This window comes from Acidobacteriota bacterium, assembly GCA_028874215.1.
Lineage (GTDB): Bacteria > Acidobacteriota > UBA6911 > RPQK01 > JAJDTT01 > JAJDTT01.
In genome coordinates, this window is the sequence record JAPPLF010000016.1 from 51,692 (window position 1) to 76,648 (window position 24,957).

General features: G+C 64.2%; 21 protein-coding genes. 15 read left to right on the plus strand and 6 right to left on the minus strand.

All coding sequences use genetic code 11. From position 1 onward, the window contains the following. Positions 1-90: 90 nt before the first annotated feature. From OXT71_02985 to OXT71_03005, 5 genes are all read right to left on the minus strand, one after another. Complete coding sequence (locus OXT71_02985) at positions 91-1,176, minus strand: SUMF1/EgtB/PvdO family nonheme iron enzyme (GenBank protein MDE2925342.1); 1,086 nt, start codon at positions 1,174-1,176, stop codon at positions 91-93. A gap of 71 nt (positions 1,177-1,247) precedes the next feature. Continuing rightward, entirely contained in the window at positions 1,248-4,442 is a 3,195-nt protein-coding gene (locus OXT71_02990; GenBank protein ID MDE2925343.1) for a TonB-dependent receptor, read from the minus strand. 53 nt (positions 4,443-4,495) lie between these two features. Then, positions 4,496-5,518, minus strand: a complete 1,023-nt coding sequence (locus tag OXT71_02995) for a serine hydrolase (protein MDE2925344.1) — start codon at positions 5,516-5,518, stop codon at positions 4,496-4,498. Positions 5,519-5,790: 272 nt separating this feature from the next. Continuing rightward, the gene (locus OXT71_03000) at positions 5,791-6,492 is read right to left on the minus strand and encodes a carbonic anhydrase family protein (GenBank protein MDE2925345.1); all 702 of its coding nucleotides are present in this window, start codon (positions 6,490-6,492) and stop codon (positions 5,791-5,793) included. 152 nt (positions 6,493-6,644) lie between these two features. Next, positions 6,645-6,956: a hypothetical protein gene (locus OXT71_03005; GenBank protein MDE2925346.1), complete on the minus strand. Its 312-nt coding sequence runs from the start codon at positions 6,954-6,956 to the stop codon at positions 6,645-6,647. A 39-nt stretch (positions 6,957-6,995) separates the two neighbouring features. On the opposite strand from OXT71_03005, the gene OXT71_03010 reads away from it, so the two are divergent. The 7 genes from OXT71_03010 to OXT71_03040 all read left to right on the plus strand — a co-directional run bounded on the left by OXT71_03010 (position 6,996) and on the right by OXT71_03040 (position 16,100). Beyond that, positions 6,996-8,234, plus strand: coding sequence for an FAD-binding oxidoreductase (locus OXT71_03010; GenBank protein MDE2925347.1), 1,239 nt, complete (start codon positions 6,996-6,998; stop codon positions 8,232-8,234). A 136-nt stretch (positions 8,235-8,370) separates the two neighbouring features. Further along, positions 8,371-9,114: an acyltransferase gene (locus OXT71_03015; GenBank protein MDE2925348.1), complete on the plus strand. Its 744-nt coding sequence runs from the start codon at positions 8,371-8,373 to the stop codon at positions 9,112-9,114. A 45-nt stretch (positions 9,115-9,159) separates the two neighbouring features. Continuing rightward, entirely contained in the window at positions 9,160-10,428 is a 1,269-nt protein-coding gene (locus tag OXT71_03020) for a PQQ-binding-like beta-propeller repeat protein (GenBank protein ID MDE2925349.1), read from the plus strand. A 95-nt stretch (positions 10,429-10,523) separates the two neighbouring features. After that, on the plus strand, positions 10,524-11,792 hold the full coding sequence (locus OXT71_03025; protein ID MDE2925350.1) for a PQQ-binding-like beta-propeller repeat protein: 1,269 nt from the start codon (positions 10,524-10,526) through the stop codon (positions 11,790-11,792). A gap of 154 nt (positions 11,793-11,946) precedes the next feature. Continuing rightward, a complete protein-coding gene (gene gcvPA, locus OXT71_03030) occupies positions 11,947-13,350 on the plus strand; it encodes an aminomethyl-transferring glycine dehydrogenase subunit GcvPA (GenBank protein ID MDE2925351.1) in 1,404 nt (467 codons plus the stop codon). A 51-nt stretch (positions 13,351-13,401) separates the two neighbouring features. Further along, positions 13,402-14,976 carry an aminomethyl-transferring glycine dehydrogenase subunit GcvPB gene (gene gcvPB, locus OXT71_03035; protein ID MDE2925352.1) on the plus strand — a complete coding sequence of 525 codons (1,575 nt, stop codon included), beginning with the start codon at positions 13,402-13,404 and terminating at the stop codon, positions 14,974-14,976. Then, positions 14,976-16,100, plus strand: a complete 1,125-nt coding sequence (locus tag OXT71_03040) for an ATP-NAD kinase family protein (GenBank protein MDE2925353.1) — start codon at positions 14,976-14,978, stop codon at positions 16,098-16,100. Before gcvPB ends, OXT71_03040 begins: the two co-directional genes overlap by 1 nt. A 57-nt stretch (positions 16,101-16,157) precedes the next feature. Here OXT71_03040 and OXT71_03045 read toward each other — a convergent pair whose 3' ends face one another. Then, the gene (locus OXT71_03045) at positions 16,158-16,562 is read right to left on the minus strand and encodes a hypothetical protein (protein MDE2925354.1); all 405 of its coding nucleotides are present in this window, start codon (positions 16,560-16,562) and stop codon (positions 16,158-16,160) included. Between the two features lie 310 nt (positions 16,563-16,872). Here OXT71_03045 and OXT71_03050 point away from each other — a divergent pair, with 310 nt between their 5' ends. From OXT71_03050 to OXT71_03085, 8 genes are all read left to right on the plus strand, one after another. Continuing rightward, the gene (locus OXT71_03050) at positions 16,873-18,570 is read left to right on the plus strand and encodes a hypothetical protein (GenBank protein MDE2925355.1); all 1,698 of its coding nucleotides are present in this window, start codon (positions 16,873-16,875) and stop codon (positions 18,568-18,570) included. Continuing rightward, on the plus strand, positions 18,567-19,370 hold the full coding sequence (locus tag OXT71_03055; protein MDE2925356.1) for an SDR family oxidoreductase: 804 nt from the start codon (positions 18,567-18,569) through the stop codon (positions 19,368-19,370). The genes OXT71_03050 and OXT71_03055 overlap by 4 nt, the downstream gene beginning before the upstream one ends. Before the next feature lie 44 nt (positions 19,371-19,414). Then, the gene (locus OXT71_03060; protein MDE2925357.1) at positions 19,415-20,398 is read left to right on the plus strand and encodes a thiamine pyrophosphate-dependent dehydrogenase E1 component subunit alpha; all 984 of its coding nucleotides are present in this window, start codon (positions 19,415-19,417) and stop codon (positions 20,396-20,398) included. A gap of 34 nt (positions 20,399-20,432) precedes the next feature. Further along, positions 20,433-21,404, plus strand: coding sequence for an alpha-ketoacid dehydrogenase subunit beta (locus OXT71_03065; protein MDE2925358.1), 972 nt, complete (start codon positions 20,433-20,435; stop codon positions 21,402-21,404). Positions 21,405-21,416: 12 nt separating this feature from the next. After that, positions 21,417-22,649, plus strand: coding sequence for a dihydrolipoamide acetyltransferase family protein (locus tag OXT71_03070; protein MDE2925359.1), 1,233 nt, complete (start codon positions 21,417-21,419; stop codon positions 22,647-22,649). Positions 22,650-22,730: 81 nt separating this feature from the next. Next, a complete protein-coding gene (locus OXT71_03075; GenBank protein MDE2925360.1) occupies positions 22,731-23,774 on the plus strand; it encodes a cobalamin-independent methionine synthase II family protein in 1,044 nt (347 codons plus the stop codon). A 25-nt stretch (positions 23,775-23,799) separates the two neighbouring features. Beyond that, positions 23,800-24,207 (plus strand): thioesterase family protein, encoded by a 408-nt coding sequence (locus tag OXT71_03080; GenBank protein ID MDE2925361.1) that lies wholly within the window; start codon positions 23,800-23,802, stop codon positions 24,205-24,207. Then, complete coding sequence (locus OXT71_03085; protein MDE2925362.1) at positions 24,194-24,952, plus strand: enoyl-CoA hydratase/isomerase family protein; 759 nt, start codon at positions 24,194-24,196, stop codon at positions 24,950-24,952. Before OXT71_03080 ends, OXT71_03085 begins: the two co-directional genes overlap by 14 nt. Positions 24,953-24,957: the final 5 nt, after the last annotated feature.

Here is a 24,957-nt window from a genome sequence, read left to right on the forward strand (position 1 = left end):
TCCTCGATTCCTTCTGAAGGAGCGACGATTGAAAGTGAAGATCTGGAGGAATCGGGAACCGGAGACACGGGAGGTCTCGATTCGAAGAGGTCACTCTTCCACCAGGACACGCATTCCCCGGGTGCTGGTCCGCCCGCCGGGCTCGATTTCCGGCCGGAATGAAGGCCGATAGGCGTCCGGGCTGTTGAGCCAACTTCCTCCCCGCATGCTGCGGACTCCCTCGGCCTCCGGTCCTCGTGGATCGGTTCGGGCCGGGTCTTCCCCCGCCCAGTCCAGGGTGTATTCCCAGACGTTGCCGATGGCGTCGAAGAGGCCTCGCGGGTTGGGATAGAACTTTCCCACGGGAGCCGTGCCCTCGTATCCGTCGTCCCTTCCCTCGGGGATGAGACTGCGCATTTCGGTCCCCGTCAGGAACAGGTCGGCGTCGGAAACGTCCGCCATGGCGGCATCCGCCACGTTGGCCCAGTAGCCGCTGGGAAGCCGGGGATCCCGCACGTAGTCGGCCGGCCTCTTGCCCCAGTAGTAGCGGGTGACGGTCAGGGCCCGCTGGCCGTATTCCAGCTCACCCTCGGTTGGTAGACGAACCGTTCGTCCGGTCTCGGCGCTCAGCCAGCGGCAGAACTCGGCGGCGTCGAACCAACTGATGCAGGTCACGGGATGGTCCGAGTCTTGGGGAAAACCGGGATTTCGCCAGGAGGCGCCGGATTTGGGACCCCAGCTCCCTCCGCCCATGGTGTAGCAGCCTTTCCCCAGTTCCCGCCAGGATCGGCGACCCGTTTCGGCGTCCGTTTCGTAGCCGCTGTCCTCCACGAAGCGCTGGAACTGCCCGACGGTGACCTCGTACTTCCCGAGATGGAAGGCTTTGGTAATGGTCACCTGGCGGGCGCGCAGATCATGGGGAGCGAAGAGACCGATCAAGGCACGAGACCAGTCGGTCTCCCCCATCATGAACTCGCCGGGCGGGATCCGGACCAGTTCCAGTTTTACCCCCGATCCGAGATCCAGCGTGACCTCCTCATGCCCGGCAGCCGGGCGCGCCGACGCCCGGTCGAGACCGCTAGAGCCAAGCAGGACGGAGAGGACGATCAGCGCCACGGAACGGCGAGTTTTAATCGCCCGTGCATGGTGCCGCATGTGCAGGCGAATGCCAATGGGGCGCGTTTCGCACTCGTTCATGCTCACTCCGCAATTCGGCGGTTGGAAACCGCCGCTCCCGCTCCTACCGGCGGTAGGAAAACCGCCGCTCCTTAGAACGTGTACTTCAGCGAGAACTGGATTTCCCGCGCCTCGAACGCACCGCCGATCACGCCGAAGGCCGGGGTGCCGAAGGTATTGGCCGGCTGCAGGAAGTTGGCCCGGTTGAGGACGTTGAACACCTCCCCTCGAAATTCGAGCACATGGTCTTCGGTGATCGGGAACCTGCGATGCAGCCCGAAGTCGACGTTGGCGAACCCCGGACCGCGGGTCACGTTTCGGCCCAGATTCCCATAAGTGAACGGCTGTGGATTCTGGAAGGCCCTGATGTTGAAGAACTGCTGCACGGTCTTGGGGCCGGCGTTGGGGTCCTGACCCGACACCCAATCCGGAGTGTCCGTTCCGAGTCCGGTGTTGCTGTTGTCGTAGGGCAGTCCGATGTGGAACGGCTGGCCGCCCTCCAGCGTCACGATCCCTTGAATCCGCCAGTTCCGGAGCAACATTCCGCCGAGGCCCCCCATTCCCTTGCCGAAGGGAAGCTGATAGACCCAGTTCGCTGCGAAGCGGTGCGGAACGTCATATTGACAGGGTCCCCAATCCTCTTCGAAGTTGCGCGGGTCCCGTGTCCCCCGGGGAGAACCGTCCCCGTTGACCTGGACACTCCCGGTATCCATGCACCTGGACCAGACATAGGAGACAAGGAAGCCCAGGCCGCCGGAGAATCGCTGCTCCGCCCTCAACTCCAGCCCGTTGTAGCTCGACCAGCCCTGGTTGTCGGTCCGGGTGTCGTTCACGATGGAAGGGATAATTCGGCGCGAGGCAACGGATCCCGGTCCCGGTCTCAGCGGTGAGTTGGCATTGAAAACGGTGAGGAGGTTGCTCCCCCGGTTGCCGATATAGGAGGCGGAAATGGCGGTATTCCCGATCTGCCGCTGCAGGGTCAGGTTCCAGACCTGGTTGTAGGGGTCCGTCCATCCGGGATCGTTGGAGTAGAAGTTCAAGCTGGGAAGCCCAACCCCGGGAAACGGGGCGCTGAAGGACAACTGGGGTGTCCTGGTGTCCGAGATGAAGGTCTCCGGACTGACGTAGGGAGGCGACATGGCGGCGAAGAACGAGAAGACCATGTTGGGGGACATGTAGAAAAGCCCGTAGCCGCCGCGAAGAACGGTCTGGTCGTTGATCCGGTATGCAAAACCCAGCCGGGGGGCGAAGTTGTTCTTGTCCGCCTTGTAGACTCCCCGCGGGATGTCCTCTCCGGCGTGCGCCAGAACCAGCTCGGGTGCACTGGAGTAATCCGGCTGGGCGTAGCGCCCGTGTTTCTCATAGGGGGGCTGGAACAGCTCGTACCGCACCCCCAGGTTCAAGGTCAGATCAGGCGACACCTTCCAGTCGTCGTTGATGTAGATGCCGAAGTCCTTCTTGCGGAAGTTGCGGAAACCGTCATTGACCGTGCAACACCGGGAGGTCCGGTTGGGTACGCCCAGAATGTAGTCCGCCACGGGGTTCCCCGTCCCCGGCTGAGTCCCGGTTTCGGTCAACTGCGACGTGAAAATTCCGTTGAAGGTGAACAAGCCGTGGGCAAACAGGGCATGGCCGCCGTTCATCTGGTACCAGTCGACGGAGGCGCCCGTGGAAATGTTGTGGTTGCCGGTGATGTAGGAGAAGTTCTCCCTCACCGCGAACTGGTTGTCGGAGCGATTGTTGGGCGCATTGGCGATGGCCCCGGTGCCGCCCAGACCGGCGATGTTGATGTTGGGGTTGCCCAGAAAACGGGGACTCAATCCGTGGATCCCCAACTCCTCGTTGACCGCCACTTCCTGTTCCGAGTCCTCCAGGACCTGCGTGTGCCGGTTGAAGCCGACCCGGAGGTCGTTCACCGCACTGGCTCCGAACGTGTGGGTATGACCCAGCACGGCATTCTGAGCCGGGGACTTCCAGACGGTGGTGAAATTGGGGAGCGAAGCGAAGACGAAGGGCCAAAGGCGGTCGTACTTCACCAGCGTATAGCGGCCGAAGATGGTGTCTTCCTCTCCGATCCTCTGGTCGATCCGAATGTTCAACTGGTCGCTGATGACCTCCTGGATTGACGAATCGACGAGATTACTGACCACACCGGGACGATTCGCCGTGGGAAACAACCGCGTGAAGGCCTTGACCGAGGCCGGATGCCACATGTTCTCGGGGATCACCTTGTTCGCAAAAGGCGCGCGCAGACCGGTGTCGGGGTCGACGTCGAAGGGGTTGAAGATGGGATTGCCCTCGCTGAAGTCTCCCCGCCGTTGCAGATCGGTGGGTACGCTGACGGCGCGGGTCACTTCCTTGTCCGACCGGATCGCCTCGTAGGTGACGAAGAAAAAGGTCTGGTCTTCCACGATCGGTCCGCCGATGGCCACACCCATATTCTGCTGCGAGAAGGGCTCCTTCTCCGCGGCGAAGAAGGTGCGGGCGTCAAAGGCGTCGTTCCGGAAAAAGCCCCAGGCGGAACCGTGGTAATCGTTCACCCCTGCGCGGGAAGCGATATTGACCACACCTCCCGAAGCCCGTCCGAACGCGGCCGAGTAGTTCCCGGCCTGGAACTTGAACTCCTGGATGGCGTCGACGGTCATGCGGAATCCGACTCGGGTATCGACCGCGTCCTTCATGTCGATCCCGTCCAGCAGGAAGACCGTGCCTTCAGCCGGCGCCCCGTGCACCGAGAAGTTGCCGCCGAAAATGCTGCTGTGAAAGCTGATCCCCCCTCCGGGGAGCTTGTGGGTGGAGACGGCTCCGGGCTGCAATTCCACCAACTGGATGAAATTGCGGCCGTTCAAAGGGAGGTTGACGATCGTCTCATGATCGACCACGTCTCCGATTTCGCCCGACTCGGTCTGCAGGGGCGGGGGTGTCCCCAGGACCTCCACGACCTCCTGGATCTCACTCGGCGAGAGAGTGATGTCCACGGCGACGGTTTCATTGACCCGGACCACGATGTCCCGCCGGAGCACGGGTTGAAATCCCGCCAACTCCGCCCGAATCGAGTAGTCGCCCGGCTGCAGGAAAACGAACTTGTAGGCCCCCGTGTCGCCGGTGACGGCGCCAAAGGTCCGGGCCGTTCCCACGTTGGTCAGGAGGACGTCGACGCCCGGGATGATGCCGCCCGTCTCGTCCGTGACCCGGCCGCTGATCCCGCCCGTGGTGATCTGGGCCGACAGGGGCGCTGCCAGCATGGCAACGCTCAGGAAAAGGATTGAAATCTGGATTCTTCGCATCGGTTACGCTCCTTCGGTCAATTAAGTTCCCTGCGGTTCGCAGTTCGAATGTCTCACTTCACGATGGTCTTCAAGAGCCGGAAGACCCAATCCCGGTCGCCCTGATACTGGGATCCGAAATAGGTGGATCCGACGACTTTACGGGCTACGTAGTTGGTCCGGATGGTGGCCACCACCAGATCGTACTCGGGGACCACCGAGATCCGGGAGACGGCCTGCCAGTTGATGTTGCCGCCCCGCGCTTCCTGCACGCCCTGTCCCGGCAACCACCAGTTCAGGCTGTAGTCCTCGCCCCCGTGGCCGGCATGCCGGCGGCTTTGCGGTTTGCGCGTCTGCTCCACCCACTCCTTGCTGACTAGTTGCTGGTCCCGCCAGCGCCCGTTGCGCAGGAAGAGATAGCCGAAGCGGGCGGCGTCGTCCGAATTGATGACCACCCAGCCCGGTCCGGCCCGGACGGCGTGTCCGCCGATCTCCCACGGCGGATCCAGGTAGCGTCCGTAGCCCGGCCAGAAGGGGTACATGAGGTTTTCCTGAATCACACGCGCGGGCATCCAGTCCCAACGCCCGGCGGGCACTTGGAGATGCCGGAAGATCTTCTCGTCCAGCACGTCCTTGAGATCCTTGCCCCAAAGCGCCGTCAAGGCCTGGGCGAACCGCCACATCCCCCCGTCGCTGTAGATGTATTCGCCCCCCGGCGCCCGGTGGGCATAGTTGTAGGTGGAATCCCCCATCTCGCCGTCGGACCGGCTCAGGTCAATGTCCGGAAAGCCCGACACCATGTTGGCGAAATGCCTCCAGGTGATTTTTCGATGGTGGCCTTCGTTGAGGTATTTGTAAGAATGGGACAGCTCTCCCTCGCCCGTCCAGGTCTTCCAGACCAGGTCGTCCAACTCGACCAGGCCGGCATCGACGGCCAGGCCCAGGCAGGTCGCGTTAAACGTCTTGCCCATGGACGCGGTCTGGACGGCAGTCCTCTGGTTGCCCCAGGTGGCCACCACGTATCCGTGGCGGACAATGGTCCCCCCGATCCCGACCCGCGGCAGGATCCTCCTCAGGGCATCCTCGTCGAAGCCCACGTCCGCAGGACGCCTGGTTTCCCACTCCTTGCCCGGAAAACGATCGAGTGCGTCGGCCGGAACGTCAGTCGCTTGGGCGGTCCCGGCGGAAATCCCCAGGGCAAGGATCGTGCAGGCCGCCAGGAAACGATTTATCGCTCTCTCCTCAAGCTGAAGGTCGGAAACGAACGCTCATTGCGTGAGCGTTTTTCCAATGAGGCACACCATATCGGTAGCCCGGAATGCAAGTCAAGAGGCAATGGGCCTCTACGGGGAGGACAGCGCCGCGGCGGTCATTCGCGCAGCAGAACGCGGTCGCCGAGGGGCTGCACAGGGCGAAAGTTGTGTGGATGAATGGCGCCGAATGCGGCAATTTGCGTCTTCGACATCGATAGCGGCTCGGTCAGGACGACCCAGTCGACACCTTCGGTGCAGGGTGGAGTGGTGAGGGAACCCCGGTACCTCCATGTCGTTCGGACGGCAGGCAGGAGCAATGCCAAATCGAGTTCGCCCGGCACCATTTGCGACTCGGACTTTTCGGGTGGAAGATGCTTCCAGACTGGAGCCAGGGCCTCACTCGCCGGTCCTTCCTTGAACAGAATTCCAAGCACCGTAAGCGACCCGAAATCACTTCGATGCACCAGGTGCATCTCCAGCGCCAGTCGACTGCCGTCAAATGTATGTTCGCTGGGATGGTGGAAGTGAAACTGCACCAAGGCGGAGCGTACTCCGTTGAGGACGATGCCGCTGCCGGAGTTCGGGTTCACCTGGATCGTATGCCCGGTGTTCTCGATGGCGAATCGGGTCCTGCGGTAGTCGAACTCGATCGGCGCCAGCTCGGCGGACTGGCCCGCCGTCAGATCGATGGGCGACTGTTCGTCGCCCGAGGCGCAGGAGATAAACGCGGAATCGAGCGCCCCCCAGACTTCCGGGCCGTTGTGCGGCCCGTAGCCCCAACACGGAACGGCAGGATGCTGGTTTCGTCCGGGTCCCATGGATATCGACTCTGCCTCACTTACGTCCATTACCCGCACAGCGGACTGTCCGGGTGGAAACTTGTTGATAATAGGAGTATCTGGCCGTTCGCGGGCGCAGGACACGATGACCGGTGCCGACCGCCCTCTTTCACAAGCATCAGAACCAGGAGTCAGTCCTGTTTCGGTGACGGCGCGGCGCGCCCGGGTTGGCCCGCCGCGGTAGCGGAGATTTTAGTCTCGGTGAAGAGCCGGCGGCCGGTATGCCCTTGATTCCGGTGGCGCCACCAACGGAGTCCCGCAAACGCTGCCAAGCCTCCCACGACTCCCAGAATCAGGAAACCGCGGACAGGCGGGACTCCTGCCCAGAAAATGAACATGACGCCGAAGACGAAGATGAGCCCGGCGGCGCCTCTGACCGGAATCTTCTCGATCCGGATCCCGGGATGGGGTTTCAATGGCTTGGGAGGTGGCGACTGTGGCATGAATTCAGCGTACCATAGCCTCCGATTGGAGGACGAAGCATGGCAAACACGTCACAGTCGGTGATCGTCGTCGGCGCCGGGATCGCCGGATTAAGCACCTCGTTCCATCTGGCCGACAAGGGAGTTCGGAAGGTCCTGCTCCTGGACAAGGGCCGGGTGGGGGACGGGTCCAGCAGCCGGTCGGGGGCCATCAACACCATGATGATGGCCACCGAGGGAGCCAGCCGGGCGCGAGGCATCACCTTCGACATCTTCGAGCGGTTCGACAAGATCCTTGAAAACTACGACTTTCACCAGGTCGGGTGCCTGAATCTCCTGGACTCCCGGCAGTTCGAGCGGGCCCGCCGCCTGCATCCCATGCACCGTCGCGCTGGAGCTCGATTTCAGGTGTTGCGGCGGCGTGAGATCGAGGAACGATTCCCCGATCTACGGATCGGCGGCGACGAGTACGGTGTGCTGGACCTGCGCGGCGGTTACAGTGAGCCGGACCGCTACCTGCCCGCTCTCAGCGCCAAGGTCCGGGAGATGGGAGTGGAACTCCGGGAAGGCGTGACCATCGACGATTTCCTGATCGAAGGCGGACGGGTCACGGGCGTCCGGACCCGGGAATCGGGGAAATTGCGGGCGGACTCGGTGGTCTGCACCGTCAATGCCTGGGCCAACTCCCTGATGGCGCAGGCGGGTCAACCGCTGCCGGTGCGCAACTTCGTTCACGAACGGTGGGTCACCATGCCCTTGGAACATCCGCCCCGGCTCCCGGCCACCAACGACGATGCCAAGGGCGTCTATTACCGTCCCACGGAGGATGATCGTGTTCTTTTGGGCACCGGCGCCCACGAAGCGGTTCAGATCGAGAGGCCCGGACCCGACTTCCGTCTCACCGAACTGGTGCCCGATCCCCGTTCCCTGCCCTTCATTCAGGTGGCGGTTCGGGACCGCCTGCCCCTGATTCAAGGCGTCGGGATCGACTACCACCGCGTGGGCCTGGTGAGCTACGCCTTGGACTTTCTGCCCAATATCGGTCCCGTGGACGCCCTGCCGGGGCTCTATCTTGCCGTCACCTTCAACTCGGGCGGCTTCGGCTACCATCCCGTGGCCGGTTTCCTCCTGGCGGAATACATGGTGGACGGACAGACCAGCATCGATGCGTCCGAATTCTCCCCGGACCGTTTTCCGGACTTCGACACCGAAGGTTACTTGGCAAAAACCGTCACTCACGGGCAGATGATCCGGGACCACGAGGCCCGGACGGCGCTTCCGGTGCGCAAGCGGCATTGATCCGGTTCCGAGTTTAGTGAACAAACGCCTCGCGGGATTCCGGCCCGGGTCTCCTCGTTGCGTCCTTCCGCCGAGCAGGACAGAATGTCCGGAACCGACAGGACCTGCAAGAATACGCCCGGAGGGAGGAACCCGAATGAGTGACGGTCAGACCCATCACCAGCGCACCGGCCGGGAGACCCGGATGGAGAATGCCGTCATCGGTGAGGGCACTTTCATCGAGCCCGACGTCACGCTCGGATACCGGTATCACCGGGACTGCGGCCCGGCCCGAATCGGCCGCCACGGGATCTTGCGGCAAGGGACCGTCATCTACGGCGACACTCGGATCGGCGACTATTTCCAGACCGGTCTCTACGCGGTCATCCGGGCCAAAGTCCGGATCGGGGACTACTGCACCATCTTCAACCATTCAGTGGTGGAAGGGATCGTCCGGATGGGAGACGGGGTGCGGGTCATGGCTCACACCTACATCCCGACACGGACCTGGTTCGGCGACCATGTCTTCGTGGGACCGGGGGTCATCTTCCTGAACGACCGGGAGCCTTGCCGTTACGAAGTCATGCCGACGCCCAGCGGAGCCACCATCGAAGACGAGGTCGTCATCGGCGGCGGTTGCACCATCCTTCCGGGGATCACCATCGGAGAGGGAAGCTTCATTGCCGCGGGGGCGGTGGTGCACCGCGACGTTCCCAGGAAGAGCTTCGTCAAGGGGGTTCCCGGACGCGTGGAGCCGCTTCCGGACAAGTTCGACATGCCCAACAACCTGGGAGTGATGAGACAGAAGGTCGATCTGTGGCATCCTCTCACCGCCGATCTGGCCGCCGTCGATTGGCCGGATCGGTGGGGTCCGGCCCCCAACTGGGCCGCGTCCGATTGAGGATCCGTCCAGGTCCGGCGTTCCGGTCCAGGAGGCGATGGAGACATGAAGAAAATTCCGGTCCTACTCCTGGCCGTCTGCTTTTCCGGCGTCTCCCTGTCCGCCAACTGGCCGGACTACCGGGGCCCCCGCCGGGACGGTGTGTCCGAGGTCGCGAACCTGCCGCTGCGCTGGAGCGAGACGCTCAACGTTCGCTGGAAGACGCCCATTCATGGCCGTGCCTGGTCCTCGCCCGTGATCTGGGGGAAACAGGTCTGGCTCACCACCGCCACTGAGGACGGCAAGAAGCTCTCCGTTCTGTGCATCGATCGCGACAGTGGCAAGATCCTCGTCGACCGCAAGCTCTTCGACGTCGCCAAACCTCGTCCCCTGAGCAACGCCGTCAACACCTATGCCAGCCCCTCGCCCACCATCGAGGAGGGCCGGGTGTATGTCCATTTCGGGAGTTACGGGACCGCCTGCCTGGACACGGATACGTTCCAGGTCATCTGGGAACGAAGGGACCTCCCCTGTGACCATTGGCGCGGCCCGGCCTCGTCGCCCGTGCTCTGGGAGGACCTCCTCTTCCTCCACATGGACGGCGCCGACGTCCAGTACGTGGCCGCTCTGGACAAGGCCACGGGCTTCAACCGGTGGGTGACCTTCCGCTCGGTCGACTACGGAGACCTGGAAGAGAACGGCCGGCCCCGCATGTCCGGAGACTTCCGCAAGGCCTACAACACGCCGCTGGTGATCGAGTTCCAGGGAGAACCGCAACTCATCAGCCCCAGCGCCAAGGGAGCCTACGGCTACGATCCCCGCACCGGACGCGAGATCTGGCAGATTCGCCACGGGGGTCACTCGTCGGCGCCGAGGACCCTCTACTCCGACGGCCAGGTCGGAATCGGCACCGGATACATCGGGAACGCGGCCCAGCTTTGGGCGATCCGACTCGGCGGCCGGGGCGACGTGACCGGAACCCACGTGGCGTGGAAGTACGCGCGCGGCGCTCCGAAGCACTCCTCTCCGGTGCTGTCCGGAGGGCGGGTCTACATGGTGAGCAACGACGGGGTCGCCACCTGCCTCGACTTCAGGAACGGACAGGAGATCTGGAAGAAACGAATCGGCGGTCTCCACTCCGCCTCGGTCCTCTACGCCGCCGGCCGGATTCACTATTTCGACGAGGACGGCCGAACCACCATTCTCCAACCCGGGGAGACACCGGAAATCCTGGCCAGGAACAAGCTGGACGACGGTTTCATGGCCTCGCCCGCCGTGGCCGACGGAGCCCTCTTCCTGCGCACGAAGACACACCTCTACCGGATCCAGGAGTAGTGGAACGGCGATTTCCAGTCGCCGATTCCCTTGGTCTGCGACTGACTTCGAGCTCGACCGGCTTTGGTATTACTTTCAAGTCGGCAAAGGAGACTATGAAGAGAATTCCGATCCTGCTTCTGGCCGCGTGCATTTCGAGCGCGGCCCTGTTCGGAAACTGGCCCGACTATCGAGGTCCCGGCCGGAACGGCATCTCCGACGCCGCGAACCTCCCTCTTCGCTGGGGCGAAACGCTCAACGTTCGATGGAAGACGCCGATTCACGGCCGCGGCTGGTCTTCGCCGGTGATTCGCGACAAACAGGTCTGGCTCACCACCGCCACGGAGGACGGAAAAGAGCTCTCCGTCTTGTGCGTCGACCGGGACAGCGGACGCATCCTGCTGGATCGGAAGCTCTTCGACGTCGCCAGACCTCGTCCCCTGAGCAACCCCGACAATTCCTACGCCAGTCCTTCTCCGACCATCGAGGAAGGCCGCGTCTACATCAATTTCGGGAGCTATGGGACCGCCTGCCTGGACACGGGGACTTTCGAGGTGCTCTGGCAACGCCGGGACCTCCCCTGCGACCACTGGCGCGGCCCGGCCTCTTCCCCCTATCTCTGGGAGGACCTCCTCTTCCTGAACATGGACGGCGCCGACGTCCAGTACGTGGTGGCTCTGGACAAGGCGACCGGCGCCAACCGGTGGGTGACGTTTCGATCGGTGGACTACGGAGACCTGGAGGAGGACGGCCGCCCACGCGCGTCCGGAGACTTCCGCAAGGCCTACAATACGCCGCTGGTGGTCGATTTCCAGGGAGAGCCACAACTCATCAGTCCCGGCGCCAAAGGGGCCTATGGATACGATCCCAGAACCGGACGCGAGATCTGGCAGATTCGCCACACCGGTCACTCATCGGCGCCCAGGACCCTTTACGCCGACGGGCAGGTGGGCATCGCCACGGGGCATATCGGCGGAACGGCGCAACTTTGGGCGGTCCGGCTCGGCGGCCGGGGCGACGTGACCGGATCCCATGTCGCCTGGAAACACGCCCGGGGCGCTCCCAAGCGCTCCTCCCCGGTTCTGGTCGGGGGGCGGGTCTACATGGTGAGCAACGACGGGATCGCCACTTGCATCGACTTCAAGAGTGGAGAGGAAATCTGGAAGGAACGAATCGGGGGTCTCCACTCTTCCTCGGTGCTTTATGCCAGCCGCCGGATCCACTTCTTCGACGAGGACGGCGTCGCCACCATCATCCAACCGGGCGATGCGCTGGAGATCCTGGCCCGAAACAAGCTGGACGACGGCTTCATGGCATCGCCCGCCGTGGCCGACGGAGCGCTCTTCCTGCGCACGAAGACTCATCTCTACCGGATCCAGGAGTAGCGGCGTTCCGTCGTTTACCGGCGCCCAGAAAATCGGCGGTTCGGAAACCCCGCTCCGCCTTGTCTTTTCCCGTCTTGCTCGTAGTAGACTGAGCGCCACCGGCGCCGGGTCGTCTTTCCCCAACGGCGCCGAGTCGAGCAGACGGAGGAGCAACGTGAGTCAAAAGCGGATCGTCTACCCCTACATCCCCAATTCGGTCCCGGAAATCAAGGCCCGGATGCTCAAGGAAGTGGGCGCCCGGGACATCATGGATCTCTACGCCGAGATCCCCGACGATCTGATCCTGAAGCGGAAGATGGACCTCCCCGAGCCGATCCTGGACGAGTACTCCCTGAAACGGCACCTGGAGGAGATCCTGGACCGGAACCGGAACTGCGATGACCACCTGAATTTTCTGGGTGCCGGCTGCGCCCAGCACCACGTCCCAGCGGTCTGCGACGAGATCAGCAGCCGGGGCGAGTTCGTGACGGCGTACGTGGGCGAGCCTTACGCCGATCATGGGAAGTGGCAGGCCCTCTTCGAGTACGCCAGCCTCATGGGGGAACTGCTGGACATGGACGTCCTGAGCTGCCCCCTCTACGACGGTCCGGCCGCCGCGGCCACCTCGTTGCGGATGGCCTCCCGGACCACCGGCAGGAGCGAGGTCCTGGTTCCCGGTTCCGCGAGTCCGGACCTGATGGCCGTGGTCCGAAACTACCTGGGCGGTATCGGCGAACCGCAGGTTTCCATCCGAACCATCGGCTTCGATCCCGGCTCCGGCCTGCTGGACCTGGATCAACTCCGGTCCTCCGTCTCCTCGAACACGGCGGCGGTCCTCATCGAGAATCCCGGTTACCTGGGCAACATCGAGACTCAGGCCGAGGAGATCGGGGAGATCGCCCGGAATGCCGGGGCCGAGTTCGTGGTCTACACCGATCCCATTTCCCTGGGAGTCCTGGCTCCTCCCGCCCACTACGGCGGGACCTTCGCCTGTGGAGACTTCCAGCCCCTGGGAATGCACATCCAGTGCGGCGGCGGACAGGGCGGCTTCATCGCCACCCACGACGACATGCGGTACGTGGCCGAGTTCAAGGACCTCATGTTCGGGATCACCGAGACCGTGCGGAAGGGCGAATGGGGATTCGGCGAGGTGCTCTTCGACCGGACCTCCTACGGTTCCCGGGAACAGGGCAAGGAGTACACGGGAACCACCACGGGACTCTGGGCCATTACGGCCGGCGTCTACCTGGCGCTGATGGGTCCCCAGGGCATGGAGGAGATCGGACGGACCATCCTCCAGAAGTCCCAGTACGCCGCCCGGGAGATGGCCCGGATCCCGGGGGTCCGGGTCGCGTCGGAGACCCCGTTCTTCAAGGAGTTCGTCGTGAACTTCGACGGGACCGGCAAGAGCGTCGGTGAGATCAACGCCGCGCTCCTGGATCGTAAGATCTTCGGAGGCAAGGACCTGTCGCGGGAGTTTCCCGAGTTGGGCCAGAGCGCCCTCTATTGCGTGACCGAGAGAATCACCCAGGACGACATCCACACGCTGGCCCAGGTCCTGGGTGAGTGCTGTAGCTGAATCAGGATCCGGCGAACCGAGGATTCCGGAACCGGGAAGGAGATCGGGACCATGGGCAGAGACCGGGAGACGTTGCTCAGGAAATACCACCAGGCTCGATGGGACGAAGAGATCATCTGCGAAATGCACGTACCCGGGGAACGGGGAATCCTGGTTCCCGAGGCCGAGCCCGGCATCCGGGAAGCGGTGGGAGACGGAACCTCCCGGATTCCGGAGAACCTGAGACGGAAACAGCCGCCGGCCCTGCCGGAAATCAACCAGATGCGGGTGAACCGCCACTACATGCGCCTCTCCCAGGAGACCCTGGGGACCGACGTCAACATCGACATCAGCCAGGGCACCTGTACCATGAAGTACAGCCCCAAGATCCAGGAGCACGTCGCGACCCGAAACCCGGGCATGGCCGAGGTCCATCCCCTGCAGGACGAGAGCACGATTCAGGGGATCCTGCATGTCTACTACCAGTTCGAGCAGTTCCTGAAGGAGATCTCGGGCTTGGACCGGTTCAGCTTCCAGCCGGGAGGGGGCGCCCAGGGGGTCTTCACCAACGCCTCCATGGTGCGCGCCTACCACGCCTCCCGAGGCGATCACCAGCGCGACGAGGTGATCACCACCATGTTCTCCCACCCTTGCGACGCGGCCACCGGCGCCACCGCGGGTTACAAGGTCGTCACCCTGATGCCGGACGAGACCGGATACCCCCACGTCGACGCCATGAGGGCGGCCGTCTCCGAGCGGACGGCAGGCATCTTCATCACCAACCCCGAGGACACGGGCCTCTACAACCCGCAGATCAAGGAATTCGTCGACATCGCCCACGGCGCGGGCGCCCTCTGCAGCTACGACCAGGCCAACGCCAACGGCCTCCTGGGGGTGACGCGAGCGAAAGAGGCGGGCTTCGATCTCTGCCACTTCAACGTCCACAAGACCTTCTCCATGCCGCACGCCTGCATGGGACCCGCCATCGGCGCCGTCGGCGTGGTGGACGAGTTGAAGCGTTATCTTCCCCTGCCCCGGGTCGAGTTCGACGGCGAGCGCTACTCGTTGGACTACCAGGGCGAACCGGAGAGCATCGGCCGGGTCCGTTCCTTTCTGGGGAACGCGCAGGGAGTCCTCAAGGCTTATGCCTGGATCATGCAGCTCGGCGCCGACGGGTTGCGGGAAGTGGCCGAGTGCTCCGTCCTCAACAACAACTACATGTTGAAGAAGCTGAGCCAGGTGCCCGGGGTCGTCATCCAGTACTCGGAAGAAAAGCGGCGCCTGGAGCAGGTGCGCTACAGTTGGGGCAAGCTGAACCGGGATACGGGCGTCGGAACCGACGACATCAACCGCAGAATCGCCGACTACGGGATCCAGCACTACTGGCCCAGCCATCACCCCTGGATCGTCCCCGAGCCCTTCACCCTGGAGCCGTGCGAGTCCTACTCCAAGGACGACATCGACGAGTATGTGGCCGTATTGCGCCAGATCTCCAAGGAAGCCTACGAAAACCCGGAACTGGTCAAGAGCGCGCCGCATAATTCGGCGATTCACAAGGTCCCGGCGCCCAGCATCGACGAGCCCGAGCGGATCGCGGTGACCTGGCGCCAGTACGTGAAGAAACAGGCCGCCAAGAACTCCGATTAATGCCTCGGCGCACGCTCGGCGTCATCGTCAATCCCGTCGCCGGCATGGGCGGCCGGGTGGGGCTCAAGGGGAGCGACGGAGTCGAGATCCTGCGCCGCGCCCGCGAGTTGGGGGCCCGGCCCGAGGCCCCGGGACGGATGGCCCAAGCGCTGAAGGCCGTCTCCGAATTCCAGGACCAGGCCCGGGTTTTCACCTACCCCCGCCAGATGGGCGAGGAGTCCTGTGCTCTGTCGGGTCTCCCAGCCACCGTCATCGGACGCACCGCGGGCGAACAGACGACTCCCGAAGACACCCGGCGGGCGGCCCGCCGGATGGCCGCTGCCGGCGCCGACCTGATCCTCTTTGCCGGCGGGGATGGAACCGCCCGCGACCTCTACCAAGCCGTCGGGGAGGAAGTGCCGGTTCTGGGAGTTCCCGCCGGCGTCAAGATTCACTCGGCCGTCTATGCCGTGACCCCCCGGAGCGCCGGCGAGCTGGTGGTCCTCTGGCTGCAGCGCCGTCTGCTGCGAATGCGTTCCGCCGAGGTTATGGACATCGACGAGGAGGCCTTCCGGGCGGGCGTGGTCCGGGCCAAGCTCTACGGATACCTGCGGGTCCCGGAAGAGAACCGGTTCGTCCAGAGCGTGAAGGCGGGAGGGGTCGTCCACGAAGCGGAAGCTCTCCAGGGAATCTGCGCGGAGGTTCTTCGAGCCATGGAGGATCCGGACTGTGTCTTCGCCGTGGGACCGGGAACCACCACGCGGGGCATTCTCCAGGCGTTGGAGCTCGAGAACACGCTGCTGGGGGTGGACGTGGTGCGGAACAGGAAGCTGCTGGCCAACGACGTCACTGCGCACCAACTCCTGGACCTGATCGACGGACAAAGGGCCAAGGTCGTGGTGACGGCCATCGGAGGCCAGGGGCACATCCTGGGCCGGGGCAATCAGCAGATCAGTCCGGAGATCATCCGCATGGTGGGCCGGGAGAATCTCCTGATCATCGCCACCAAGGAGAAGCTCGTCTCCCTGGGCGGACGGCCGTTGCTGGTGGATACGGGCGATGCGGCCCTGGACCAGGAACTCTCCGGCTACACGCGGATCATCACCGGGTACGGGGACTACGTCATCTACAAGGTGGGTTACTGACGGATAAAGGGAGTCCGCAAGGGCCGCGCCGACGGATGAAGAAGAATGCCTGTCCCGCTACCCCGCTACGGCCCGCCGGACGATGGCTTCTCGCAATCCCGTCAGCAATCCTTCCAGGGCCGCCGTGCGTTCTCGGAGTTCGCCGATATGGGTTCGGAGTTCGCCGATATGGGAATCGATCCGTCCCATCTGTCCGCGCATGTCCTGCACTTCCTGACGCAACTCCTGCCGCAGGTCCTGGATCTCCTGCCGCGTTTCCTGGCGCATCTCCTGGATCTCCTGCCGCGTCTCCTGGCGGGTCGCTCTCATCTCGAGGCGCAGGTCCTGGATCTCTTCCCGTGTCTCGTGCCGCAGGTCGCGCATCTCGTGCCGCAGCCCTCGGCCGCTGGCCAGAATCAATCCGGCCAAGCCGATTCCCACCGCCACCACCGCCGCCAGGACGCTCATCAGTTCGACATTCATATTTCCTTCTCCGTTGACGTCCCCGTCACGGCGGATCCGAATTGCGGCGGACAGGAACTGAGCCCGATTGTCCAATCAAGGGCCCTCGTTCCGATCGGTGCGAATCATTCTTCTGCTGACCGCCGCCGGTTGTCAACTTCCATAGAGTAGAACGACGAGCCGGAGGAATATGCGATTGAAGAAAGTGCTTTGGCAAAGCCCGCCAGGTTCCAGTTGGCCTGTTGGTCGGGTATGATCCGGGGACGGCGCCCGGGGGTGCCCACACTTAAAAATACTTTCAAATCGCTGTATTCGAAGGGCCTGAAGGACCATGAATTCTCCTGCCGACCCCCGATCCCACGTTCCGGTCCGAATCCCGAGGCGCGCCGCTGCCAGGGCCGGCGTCTACGCACTGGTGCTCCTGGTGGGTTTCCTCACCGGCTGCGCCGTCGAGCCGCCTCAGGAGGGAGAGAACGGCCAGCGGAAACGACGGATTATCTTCAACGGCGACTCGGCCGTCCTCATGCACCCCGGAGCCTCCACCGTGGAAGGATTCCTGACGCCGCGGCTCGAAGCCCTTCCCGGGACCCCCGTGACTACCATCAGTTGGTCGATCCTGGCCGGCGACGCTCCCTCCTACGACAGCCGCGTGCAACCCATCTACGGCGACGGTCAGCAATTGGACCGGCCCGACTACATGAACACTTACGCGGCGAACCTCAGGGCCCTCGTCGATGCCGGCACCTGCCCGCTGAAGATCGTCAACGACTTCGCCCATGAACATGGCATGGAGGCCTTCGCCTCGGTGCGCATGAACGACGTCCACGACAGCTTTGTCGAGGGGCACCTCTCCCGCTGGAAGCTGGACCACCGCGAGTTCCTGGTGAGCACCCGCGGGCTGCAGACGGCCATCGCCGAACCGGCCTTTCCCGGTTCCCGCGTGGCCAACCTCTACGCCACGGCCCTGGACTTCACCCACCAGGTGGTCCGGGACCGCAAGTTCGAGATCATCGAGGAGGTCTGCCTCCGGTACGACCTGGACGGTGTCGAGTTGGACTTCATCCGCCACCCCGTCCTCTTCAAGAGCATCTTCGAAGGAGGGACCATCACCCCGGAGCAGGTCTCCCTCATGACTGCCTTCATCCGGAGGGTTCGCGGGCGCATGGACGAGATCGGCAAGGAGCGGGGCCGGCCCTTTCTGCTGGCGGTCCGGACTCCGGACAACCTGGAGCTCTCCCTCGGGATCGGCCTGGATCTGGAGTCCTGGATGCGGGAGGGCCTGGTGGACATGCTGATCCTGGGTGGGGGTTACGCCCATTTTTCCCTCCCCGTGGCGAAGATGGCCGAGGCCGCCCATGCCTACGGCGTGCCGCTCTATCCCTGCATCAACAATCCCGGCCAACTGATGGATGGCAAGGGAGTCGAAATGACCCGGGCCCTGGCCACCAAGTGGTACGCCGGCGGCGCCGACGGAATCTACTTCTGGAATCTGACGGCTCCCTGGGAGCAGATTCGCGACGAGGCCCGGTGGCGGGCGCTCAGGAAACGAGTCTATGCCTGTCTGGACGACATCGACGACCCCAAGGCGTTGGAGGGCACGGAGAAGGTCTACTCGGCCGCCGAAGAGGTGTGGTTCCCCTATGCCTTCATCTCCAGCGGGGGCCATCTGCCGGCGCGTTTGGAGCCGGGAGGCCAAACCCGGTTTCCCATCGTGATCGGCGACGATGTCCCGCGCCTGGAAGAGGAAGGACGCCTGGGCGGCGCCGAACTCACCCTTGAGTTGGAAGGCGCCCCGCAGGCATTGGAACAGTTGGCCGTGCGCGTCAATGGAAGTGCTCTGGGGGGCGGAAGGTTGCTGGCGCCGGAGGCGGAAACGGACCCGATTCGCATCGCTTTTGCGCTTCCTGCCTCCGCGTTGGAACAATGTGAGAACCTGGTGGAGGCCGGTCTCGGAGAGTCCTCTCCGGATCGGGAGCTGACCCTGACCAAGGCCAGACTGCGACTGGTTTCCGGTGAGCCTTCACCATGACCGGGGGCAACCCTTCAGCTTCCGTCCCGGCGGTCGACGGGCTTTTTCGCCTGGACGGCCGGGTGGCAGTGGTCACCGGCGGCGGCGGCAGCATCGGGCGCACCGCGTCCCATGTCCTGGCCCAGGCCGGAGCCGCGGTGGTGGTGGCCGACCGTGACCGCCAGGCGGCGGAGCGGGTCGCGGGGGAGATTTCCGGCGATGGAAGGCGGGCCGCGGTCCGGGAGTGGGACGTGACCCGGGAGCGGGAGGTGACGGCCGGGTTCGGACAGGTCCTGGAGGAGTACGGGCGTCTGGACGTGCTGGTCCACAGCGTGGGCGGCGGAAAGCACGTCGCGGCCATGGAGATGAGCCTGGAGGATTGGAACGAGGTGCTCACCAGGAACCTGACCTCCACCTTCCTTTGCTGCCGGGAAGCGGGCCGCCGGATGGCCGCCCGGGGAGGGGGAAGCATCGTCAACATCTCGTCGATCCTGGGCCACAGCGGAGGCGGCATGTATCCCAACTCGGCCTACCATGCCGCCAAGGGGGCGGTGGTGAACCTGACCCGGGCGCTGGCGGCGGAATGGGGTCCCCAGGGAGTCCGGGTCAACGAAATCGCTCCCACCTTCACCGACACGCCGCTGGCCGCGTCCATTCTCGACATTTCCGAGATGCGGGCCGCCATCGAGGAGTACACTCCCCTGCGGCGCGTGGCCCAGACGGGAGACCTGGCCGGCGCCATCCTCTACCTGTCCAGCGCCGCGTCCGCCATGGTCACGGGACACAGCCTGTTCGTGGATGGAGGTTGGCTGGCTCGCTGAACCGGGCCTGCGGAGTCGCGAGAAACGAAGGAGAGACCAAAGCCATGGGAATCAACGGTCCGACGACGGGAAAACTGCTGGACATGTACACCGCCATGTGGCGGATCCGTCTCTTCGAAGAACAGGCGGAATACCAGTCCGGCCAGGGCAAGGTCCTGGGGGCGCTGCACACCTACATCGGGCAGGAGGCGGTGGGAGTCGGGATCTGCGCCCATCTCACCGATGCCGACTACATCACCTCCACCCACCGGGGCCACGGTCACTGCATCTCCAAGGGAGCCGACGTCCGGCGCATGATGGCCGAGCTCTTCGGACGCATCACCGGCTACTGCAAGGGCAAGGGCGGCTCCATGCACATCGCGGATTTCTCCGTGGGGATGCTGGGAGCCAACGGCATCGTGGCGGGAGGATTCGGCCTGGCCACGGGAGCCGGCCTGGCCGCCCAGATGCGCGAGAGCGGGCAGGTCGCCGTCTGTTTCTTCGGGGACGGCGCCGTCAATCGCGGACCCTTCCACGAGAACATCAACCTGGGAGCCGTCTGGCGGTTGCCGGTCGTCTACGTCTGCGAGAACAACCAGTACGCTCAGTGGACGCCCCAGGAGGAGATCACCCTGGTGACCGACGTGGCCTCCATGTCCTCCGCTTACGGCATCCCGGGCGCCCAGGTGAATGGCATGGACGTCCTGTCCGTCTACGAGGTGGCCGGAGAGGCCGTCGACCGGGCCCGCCGGGGCGAGGGGCCCACCCTGCTGGAGTGCAAGACCTACCGCTTCCACGGCCACAATTTCGGCGATCCGCAACAGTATCGAACCAAGGAGGAGATTGCGGATTGGTCCCGCCGGCACGATCCTATCCAGGGCCTCGGCGACCATCTCCAGCGGGAGGGAGTACTGACGGCTGAGGAGGCCGAGTCGATCCGGAGGTCGGTGGAGGAGGAGATCGCAGCAGCGGTGCGATTCGCCGATGAGAGTCCCTTCCCCGGCCCGGAGGAGTTGACCCGAGACGTCTTCTCCACTCCGGTTGCGTGAGAAACAGACCGTCCAGAAGGAGGACCAGCCCGTCATGCCCTCGATACCCATGAACCAGGCGATTCGAGAAGCCCTGCACGAGGAGATGGCCCGGGATTCGAGCATTTTCGTCCTGGGAGAGGACGTGATCGCCCACGGCGGACCCTACGCGGTCACCCGGGGCATCGCCGAAAAGTACCCGGACCGGATCCGCCAGACCCCCATCTCCGAAGCCGCCATCGTCGGTACCGCCGTCGGAGCCGCCCTGTGCGGAATGCGTCCGGTGGCGGAGATCATGTACGTCGATTTCATCACCTGCGCCATGGATGAAGTCGTGAATCAGATGGCCAAGGTCCGCTACATGTTCGGGGGCCAGACCGACGTCCCGGTGGTCTTGCGGCTCCCTTCGGGTTCGGCCCGGCTCATAGCCGCCCAGCATTCCCAGAGCCTGGAGGCCTGGTTCATGCACGTGCCCGGCCTGCAGGTGGCGGTTCCCTCCACCCCCCGTGACGCCAAGGGGCTCATGAAGTCGGCCCTGCGGGGCCGGGACCCGGTCATGTTCATCGAGTACAAACGCCTCTACTCGGTCAAGGGGGAGGTTCCGGACACGGAATACTCCATCCCATTCGGCCAAGCCGACGTCAAGCGCCAGGGGGACGACATCACGGTCGTGGCGTCGGGGCCCATGGTGGGAAAGGCCTTGGAGGCGGCGGGGATCCTGAGCGCGGAAGGGATCGAGTTGGAGATCATCGATCCCCGGACCCTGGTCCCGCTGGACACGGACACGATTTTCTCCTCGGTGGAGAAGACCAACCGGGCCATCGTCACCGACGAAGAGGTTCGCCGGGGAGGTTCGAGCGCGGAGTTGGCTTCCCGGATTGCCGAGGAGTGCTTCGACTACCTGGACGCCCCCGTCCGCCGGGTCGCCGCCGCTGACGTGCCCATGCCCTTCAGCCCCGTCTTGGAGAAGCTGGCGGTGCCCAGCGTCGAGAAACTGCTCGCCGCGGCGCGAGACCTGGTCGCGTAAAGGACGAACCCCATGGCGGTGAAATTCGGAATGCCCAGCCTGGGCCACACCATGGAATCGGGGACGGTTCTGGAGTGGCTGAAGCAGGAGGGGGACCGCCTGGCCAAGGGGGATCCGCTGCTGATGGTGGAGACCGACAAGGTGACCACCGAAGTGGAGGCTCCCATGGACGGAGTCCTTCACAAGATCGTCGTCCCCGCCGGGCAGGAGCGGCCCATCGGAGCCATTCTGGCGATTCTGTTGGCTCCCGGTGAGAGCCCCGATCCGGCGGAGACCGCGCGCCTATTGGCGCCGGCGGGAGCACCCGCGGCCCGGAAGGAGAGGCCCGGAGCCGTGGCGGGTCCCTCCCCACGGCGCAAGCGGCCCGCCAGGTCCCGACGATTGAGAATCTCTCCCGTGGCCCGGAAACTGGCCTCCCGGCACGGCGTGGATCCGGCCACCGTGACCGGTTCCGGCCCCGGCGGAAGGATCACCAAGGACGACATCCTGCGGGCGGCTGCTGCGGCCGCTTCCCCGACCCAGGCGGCGCGAAAGCCGGAATCCACTCTCGGAGTGGTCCGGACGATTCCCCTGACCGGCACACGGGGCCGAGTGGCGCAGCGCCTCTCCCAGAGCTGGCGCGACATCCCCCGGGTGACGGAAGTGATGCACGTGGACATGAGCCGGACGGTGGAGTTCCGCGAGTCGAATCTCCCCCGCTGGCAGTCCAGCCACGGTTTGCGGATCTCCTTGAACGATTTGGTGACCCAGGCGGTCACCGTGGCCCTGGGCCGGCATCCCCTGCTCAACGCCACCCTGGTGGATAAACAGGTGCGCGTCCACGACCGGATCAACATGGGATTGGCGGTCCACCTGGACCAGGGTTTGGTAGTGCCGGTTCTGAAGGATGCCGGCCGCAAGGACCTGGTCCAACTGGCACAAGAGAGCCGCGCTCTGGCCGGACGGGCGCGGGAAGGAACGCTGGATCTGGCGGACGTCAGCGACGGCACCTTCACCATCACCAACCTGGGCGGCGCCCACGTGGACCTGTTCACCCCCATCATCAATCCACCCCAGGTGGCAATTCTGGGAATCGGCCGGATCCAGCACAGGCCGTTGGCCGTCGAAGGGCGGCTGGAAGTCGTTCCCACAGCCTACCTTTGCCTGGTCTTCGATCACCGGGCCGTCGACGGATATCCGGCGGGCCTCTTCCTGAAGGAACTGCGGGACCTGTTCGCCCACCCGGAAAAATTTGCGGGAGCGTGATATTCGAGGCCGGCGCGAACCTTTGGGCGCCTGCGGTCCCTGTGTTACGATTTTGCACTTCTGCTCGGAGGTAAGAGAAACATGAAGGAAAATCTTCCGTTGCTTCCCACGTCGGTCATTGGCAGCCATGCCATCCCGAGTTGGTTCTATACCGCGTTGGAGGCCATCGAGGCGGGAAAATACGGTAAGACCGACAAACGGGAACTCTACGACGACGCCGTGAGCATCGCCATCCGGGACATGGAACGGGCCGGCGTGGACGTCATCTCCGACGGTGAAATGAAGCGCTGGCACTTCGTCCAGAGCTTCTACGAGAAGATGGAGGGCATCGAATCGGAAGAGCCGTTGCGCAGGGTGGGTTTGTACGCGTACGACTCGGTGCCGCGTTACCGTCTCCGGGAGAAGGTGACCGTACCCCGTGGACTCGGCGTAGTCGAGGAGTTCAAGCATCTGAAGACCCAGACCGACAAGCCGGTCAAGGCCACCTGTCCGGGCCCGTTGACCGTCACCATTCACCTCAGGGACTCGTCGGTTCGCGAGTACTACCGGGACCGTCTGGAACTGTTCTGGGAGTTTGCCGAGGTGGTCAACCAGGAGCTCAAGGACCTGGTCAAGGCGGGAGCCGACTACATCCAGTTGGACGAGCCCTCCTTTGCCATCATCCCCGGAGAACTGAAGGAGTACCTGGACCTTTACAATCGGTGCGTGGAAGGGGTTGACGCCAGGATCGCCTTCCATATCTGCTTCGGCAACCTGGGATCCCGTCCCCGCGGCAAGCGGGAGTATGGACCCATGATTTCCTACCTGCTGGAGGCCAAGTGCGACGAGTACGTCCTGGAGTTTGCAAACCGGGAGATGCACGAGTTGGAAATCTGCCGGGAACTCTCCAAGGAACGGGACATCGGCGTCGGGGTCATCGATATCAAGTCCTTCTACCGGGAGACGCCGAATGACGTGGCGGACCGGATTCGCGCCGCGCTGCAATATATACCCCCCGAAAAACTCTGGGTCGTGCCCGACTGCGGTTTCTTCCAACTCCCCCGCTGGATCACGGTCATGAAGCTGCGCAACATGGTGGCGGGCACCCGCATCGTCCGGCAGGAACTGACCGGGTCTCCAGACTGATGGCGAGCCGGGAAGGAGGGTTGAAATGACCGACGTTCTCAAAGTGGGCCGGAACCTGACGACGGAGCACACGGTCGGCGACGATCTGACCGCGGACCGTTTCGGAAACCCCGGTGTCCGGGTGCTGGCCACGCCGGCACTGGTGGCCCTCATCGAAGCCTGCGCCATCCGTTGCGCCGCGCCCACGCTGGACGAGGGTCAGGGCACGGTGGGAACCCGGGTGAACATGCAGCACCTGGCGCCGACGCCGGTGGGCATGAAGGTGACGATCCGGGTGGAACTCGTGGAGCTGGAGGGAAAGCGGCTCGGATTCCGGTTCGAGGCCTATGACGAGCAGGATCTCATCGCCCGCGGGACTCACGAACGATTCATCCTCGGATCCATGGAGCGGTTTCTGACCCGAGCCGGCGAGAAGGCCAGTGCCGGCGACTGATTCCGTCCAACTTTCCATCCGTGACGGAGTGGCCTGGCTCACCCTGAACCGGCCCCAGGTGCTCAACGCGCTGGACCAGGAGATGGTCGGGCGTTACGTGCAATTCCTGAACCAGATCCGCGAAGACGACTCTGTCCGGGTCGTGGTGACCCGGGGGGCGGGCCGGGCCTTCTGCTCCGGCAGCGATCTGCGCGAATTGGCGCCGCTCTCGGGGGCCGAGGCCACGTCGTTGGAGCGGGGTTACGGGGAGGCGTTCGGACTGCTCGATTCCCTGCCCCAGCCGACGTTGGCGCTGATCCATGGGTATGCCTTGGGGGGCGGACTTCAGGTCACGCTCTACCACGACTTCCGGATCGCGTCCGTGTCCGCTGTTTTCGGACTTCCGGAGGTGGAGCTGGGATGGACGCCGCCCTGGTCGTTGGGGAGGACGGTCGATCTGTTGGGGGGCGCCGCCGCCCGGTGGTTGCTTCTGTCCTGCGAGAAAATCGACGCGACTCGGGCCCACGAGATCGGCCTGGTCAATGAAGTGGTTCCGGAATCGGAGCTTCTGGGCCGGGGCGAAGCGCTGGCGCGGCGGCTGGCCTCCTTTCCGGCGGAGGGTTTGGCCCGGACCAAGGCGTTGCTGCACCGGATGTCGGAACTCAGGAGCGACCACTGGGAGGGCGTGGCCTCGGCCGATTTCCTGGCGTGTTTTGAAGACCGCGAGAGCCGGAGAAATGTCCAGGACTTCGTGAGGCGTCGGTAGGAGGG

Excerpts from the sequence above, each read along its gene's own strand:
- OXT71_02985 (MDE2925342.1), bottom strand. The coding sequence starts at position 1,176 with ATGAACGAGTGCGAAACGCGCCCCATTGGCATTCGCCTGCACATGCGG.
- OXT71_02990 (MDE2925343.1), bottom strand. The coding sequence starts at position 4,442 with ATGCGAAGAATCCAGATTTCAATCCTTTTCCTGAGCGTTGCCATGCTG.
- OXT71_03000 (MDE2925345.1), bottom strand. The coding sequence starts at position 6,492 with ATGGGACCCGGACGAAACCAGCATCCTGCCGTTCCGTGTTGGGGCTAC.
- OXT71_03005 (MDE2925346.1), bottom strand. The coding sequence starts at position 6,956 with ATGCCACAGTCGCCACCTCCCAAGCCATTGAAACCCCATCCCGGGATC.
- OXT71_03010 (MDE2925347.1), top strand. The coding sequence starts at position 6,996 with ATGGCAAACACGTCACAGTCGGTGATCGTCGTCGGCGCCGGGATCGCC.
- OXT71_03015 (MDE2925348.1), top strand. The coding sequence starts at position 8,371 with ATGAGTGACGGTCAGACCCATCACCAGCGCACCGGCCGGGAGACCCGG.
- OXT71_03020 (MDE2925349.1), top strand. The coding sequence starts at position 9,160 with ATGAAGAAAATTCCGGTCCTACTCCTGGCCGTCTGCTTTTCCGGCGTC.
- OXT71_03025 (MDE2925350.1), top strand. The coding sequence starts at position 10,524 with ATGAAGAGAATTCCGATCCTGCTTCTGGCCGCGTGCATTTCGAGCGCG.
- gcvPB (MDE2925352.1), top strand. The coding sequence starts at position 13,402 with ATGGGCAGAGACCGGGAGACGTTGCTCAGGAAATACCACCAGGCTCGA.
- OXT71_03040 (MDE2925353.1), top strand. The coding sequence starts at position 14,976 with ATGCCTCGGCGCACGCTCGGCGTCATCGTCAATCCCGTCGCCGGCATG.
- OXT71_03045 (MDE2925354.1), bottom strand. The coding sequence starts at position 16,562 with ATGAATGTCGAACTGATGAGCGTCCTGGCGGCGGTGGTGGCGGTGGGA.
- OXT71_03050 (MDE2925355.1), top strand. The coding sequence starts at position 16,873 with ATGAATTCTCCTGCCGACCCCCGATCCCACGTTCCGGTCCGAATCCCG.
- OXT71_03055 (MDE2925356.1), top strand. The coding sequence starts at position 18,567 with ATGACCGGGGGCAACCCTTCAGCTTCCGTCCCGGCGGTCGACGGGCTT.
- OXT71_03060 (MDE2925357.1), top strand. The coding sequence starts at position 19,415 with ATGGGAATCAACGGTCCGACGACGGGAAAACTGCTGGACATGTACACC.
- OXT71_03065 (MDE2925358.1), top strand. The coding sequence starts at position 20,433 with ATGCCCTCGATACCCATGAACCAGGCGATTCGAGAAGCCCTGCACGAG.
- OXT71_03070 (MDE2925359.1), top strand. The coding sequence starts at position 21,417 with ATGGCGGTGAAATTCGGAATGCCCAGCCTGGGCCACACCATGGAATCG.
- OXT71_03075 (MDE2925360.1), top strand. The coding sequence starts at position 22,731 with ATGAAGGAAAATCTTCCGTTGCTTCCCACGTCGGTCATTGGCAGCCAT.
- OXT71_03080 (MDE2925361.1), top strand. The coding sequence starts at position 23,800 with ATGACCGACGTTCTCAAAGTGGGCCGGAACCTGACGACGGAGCACACG.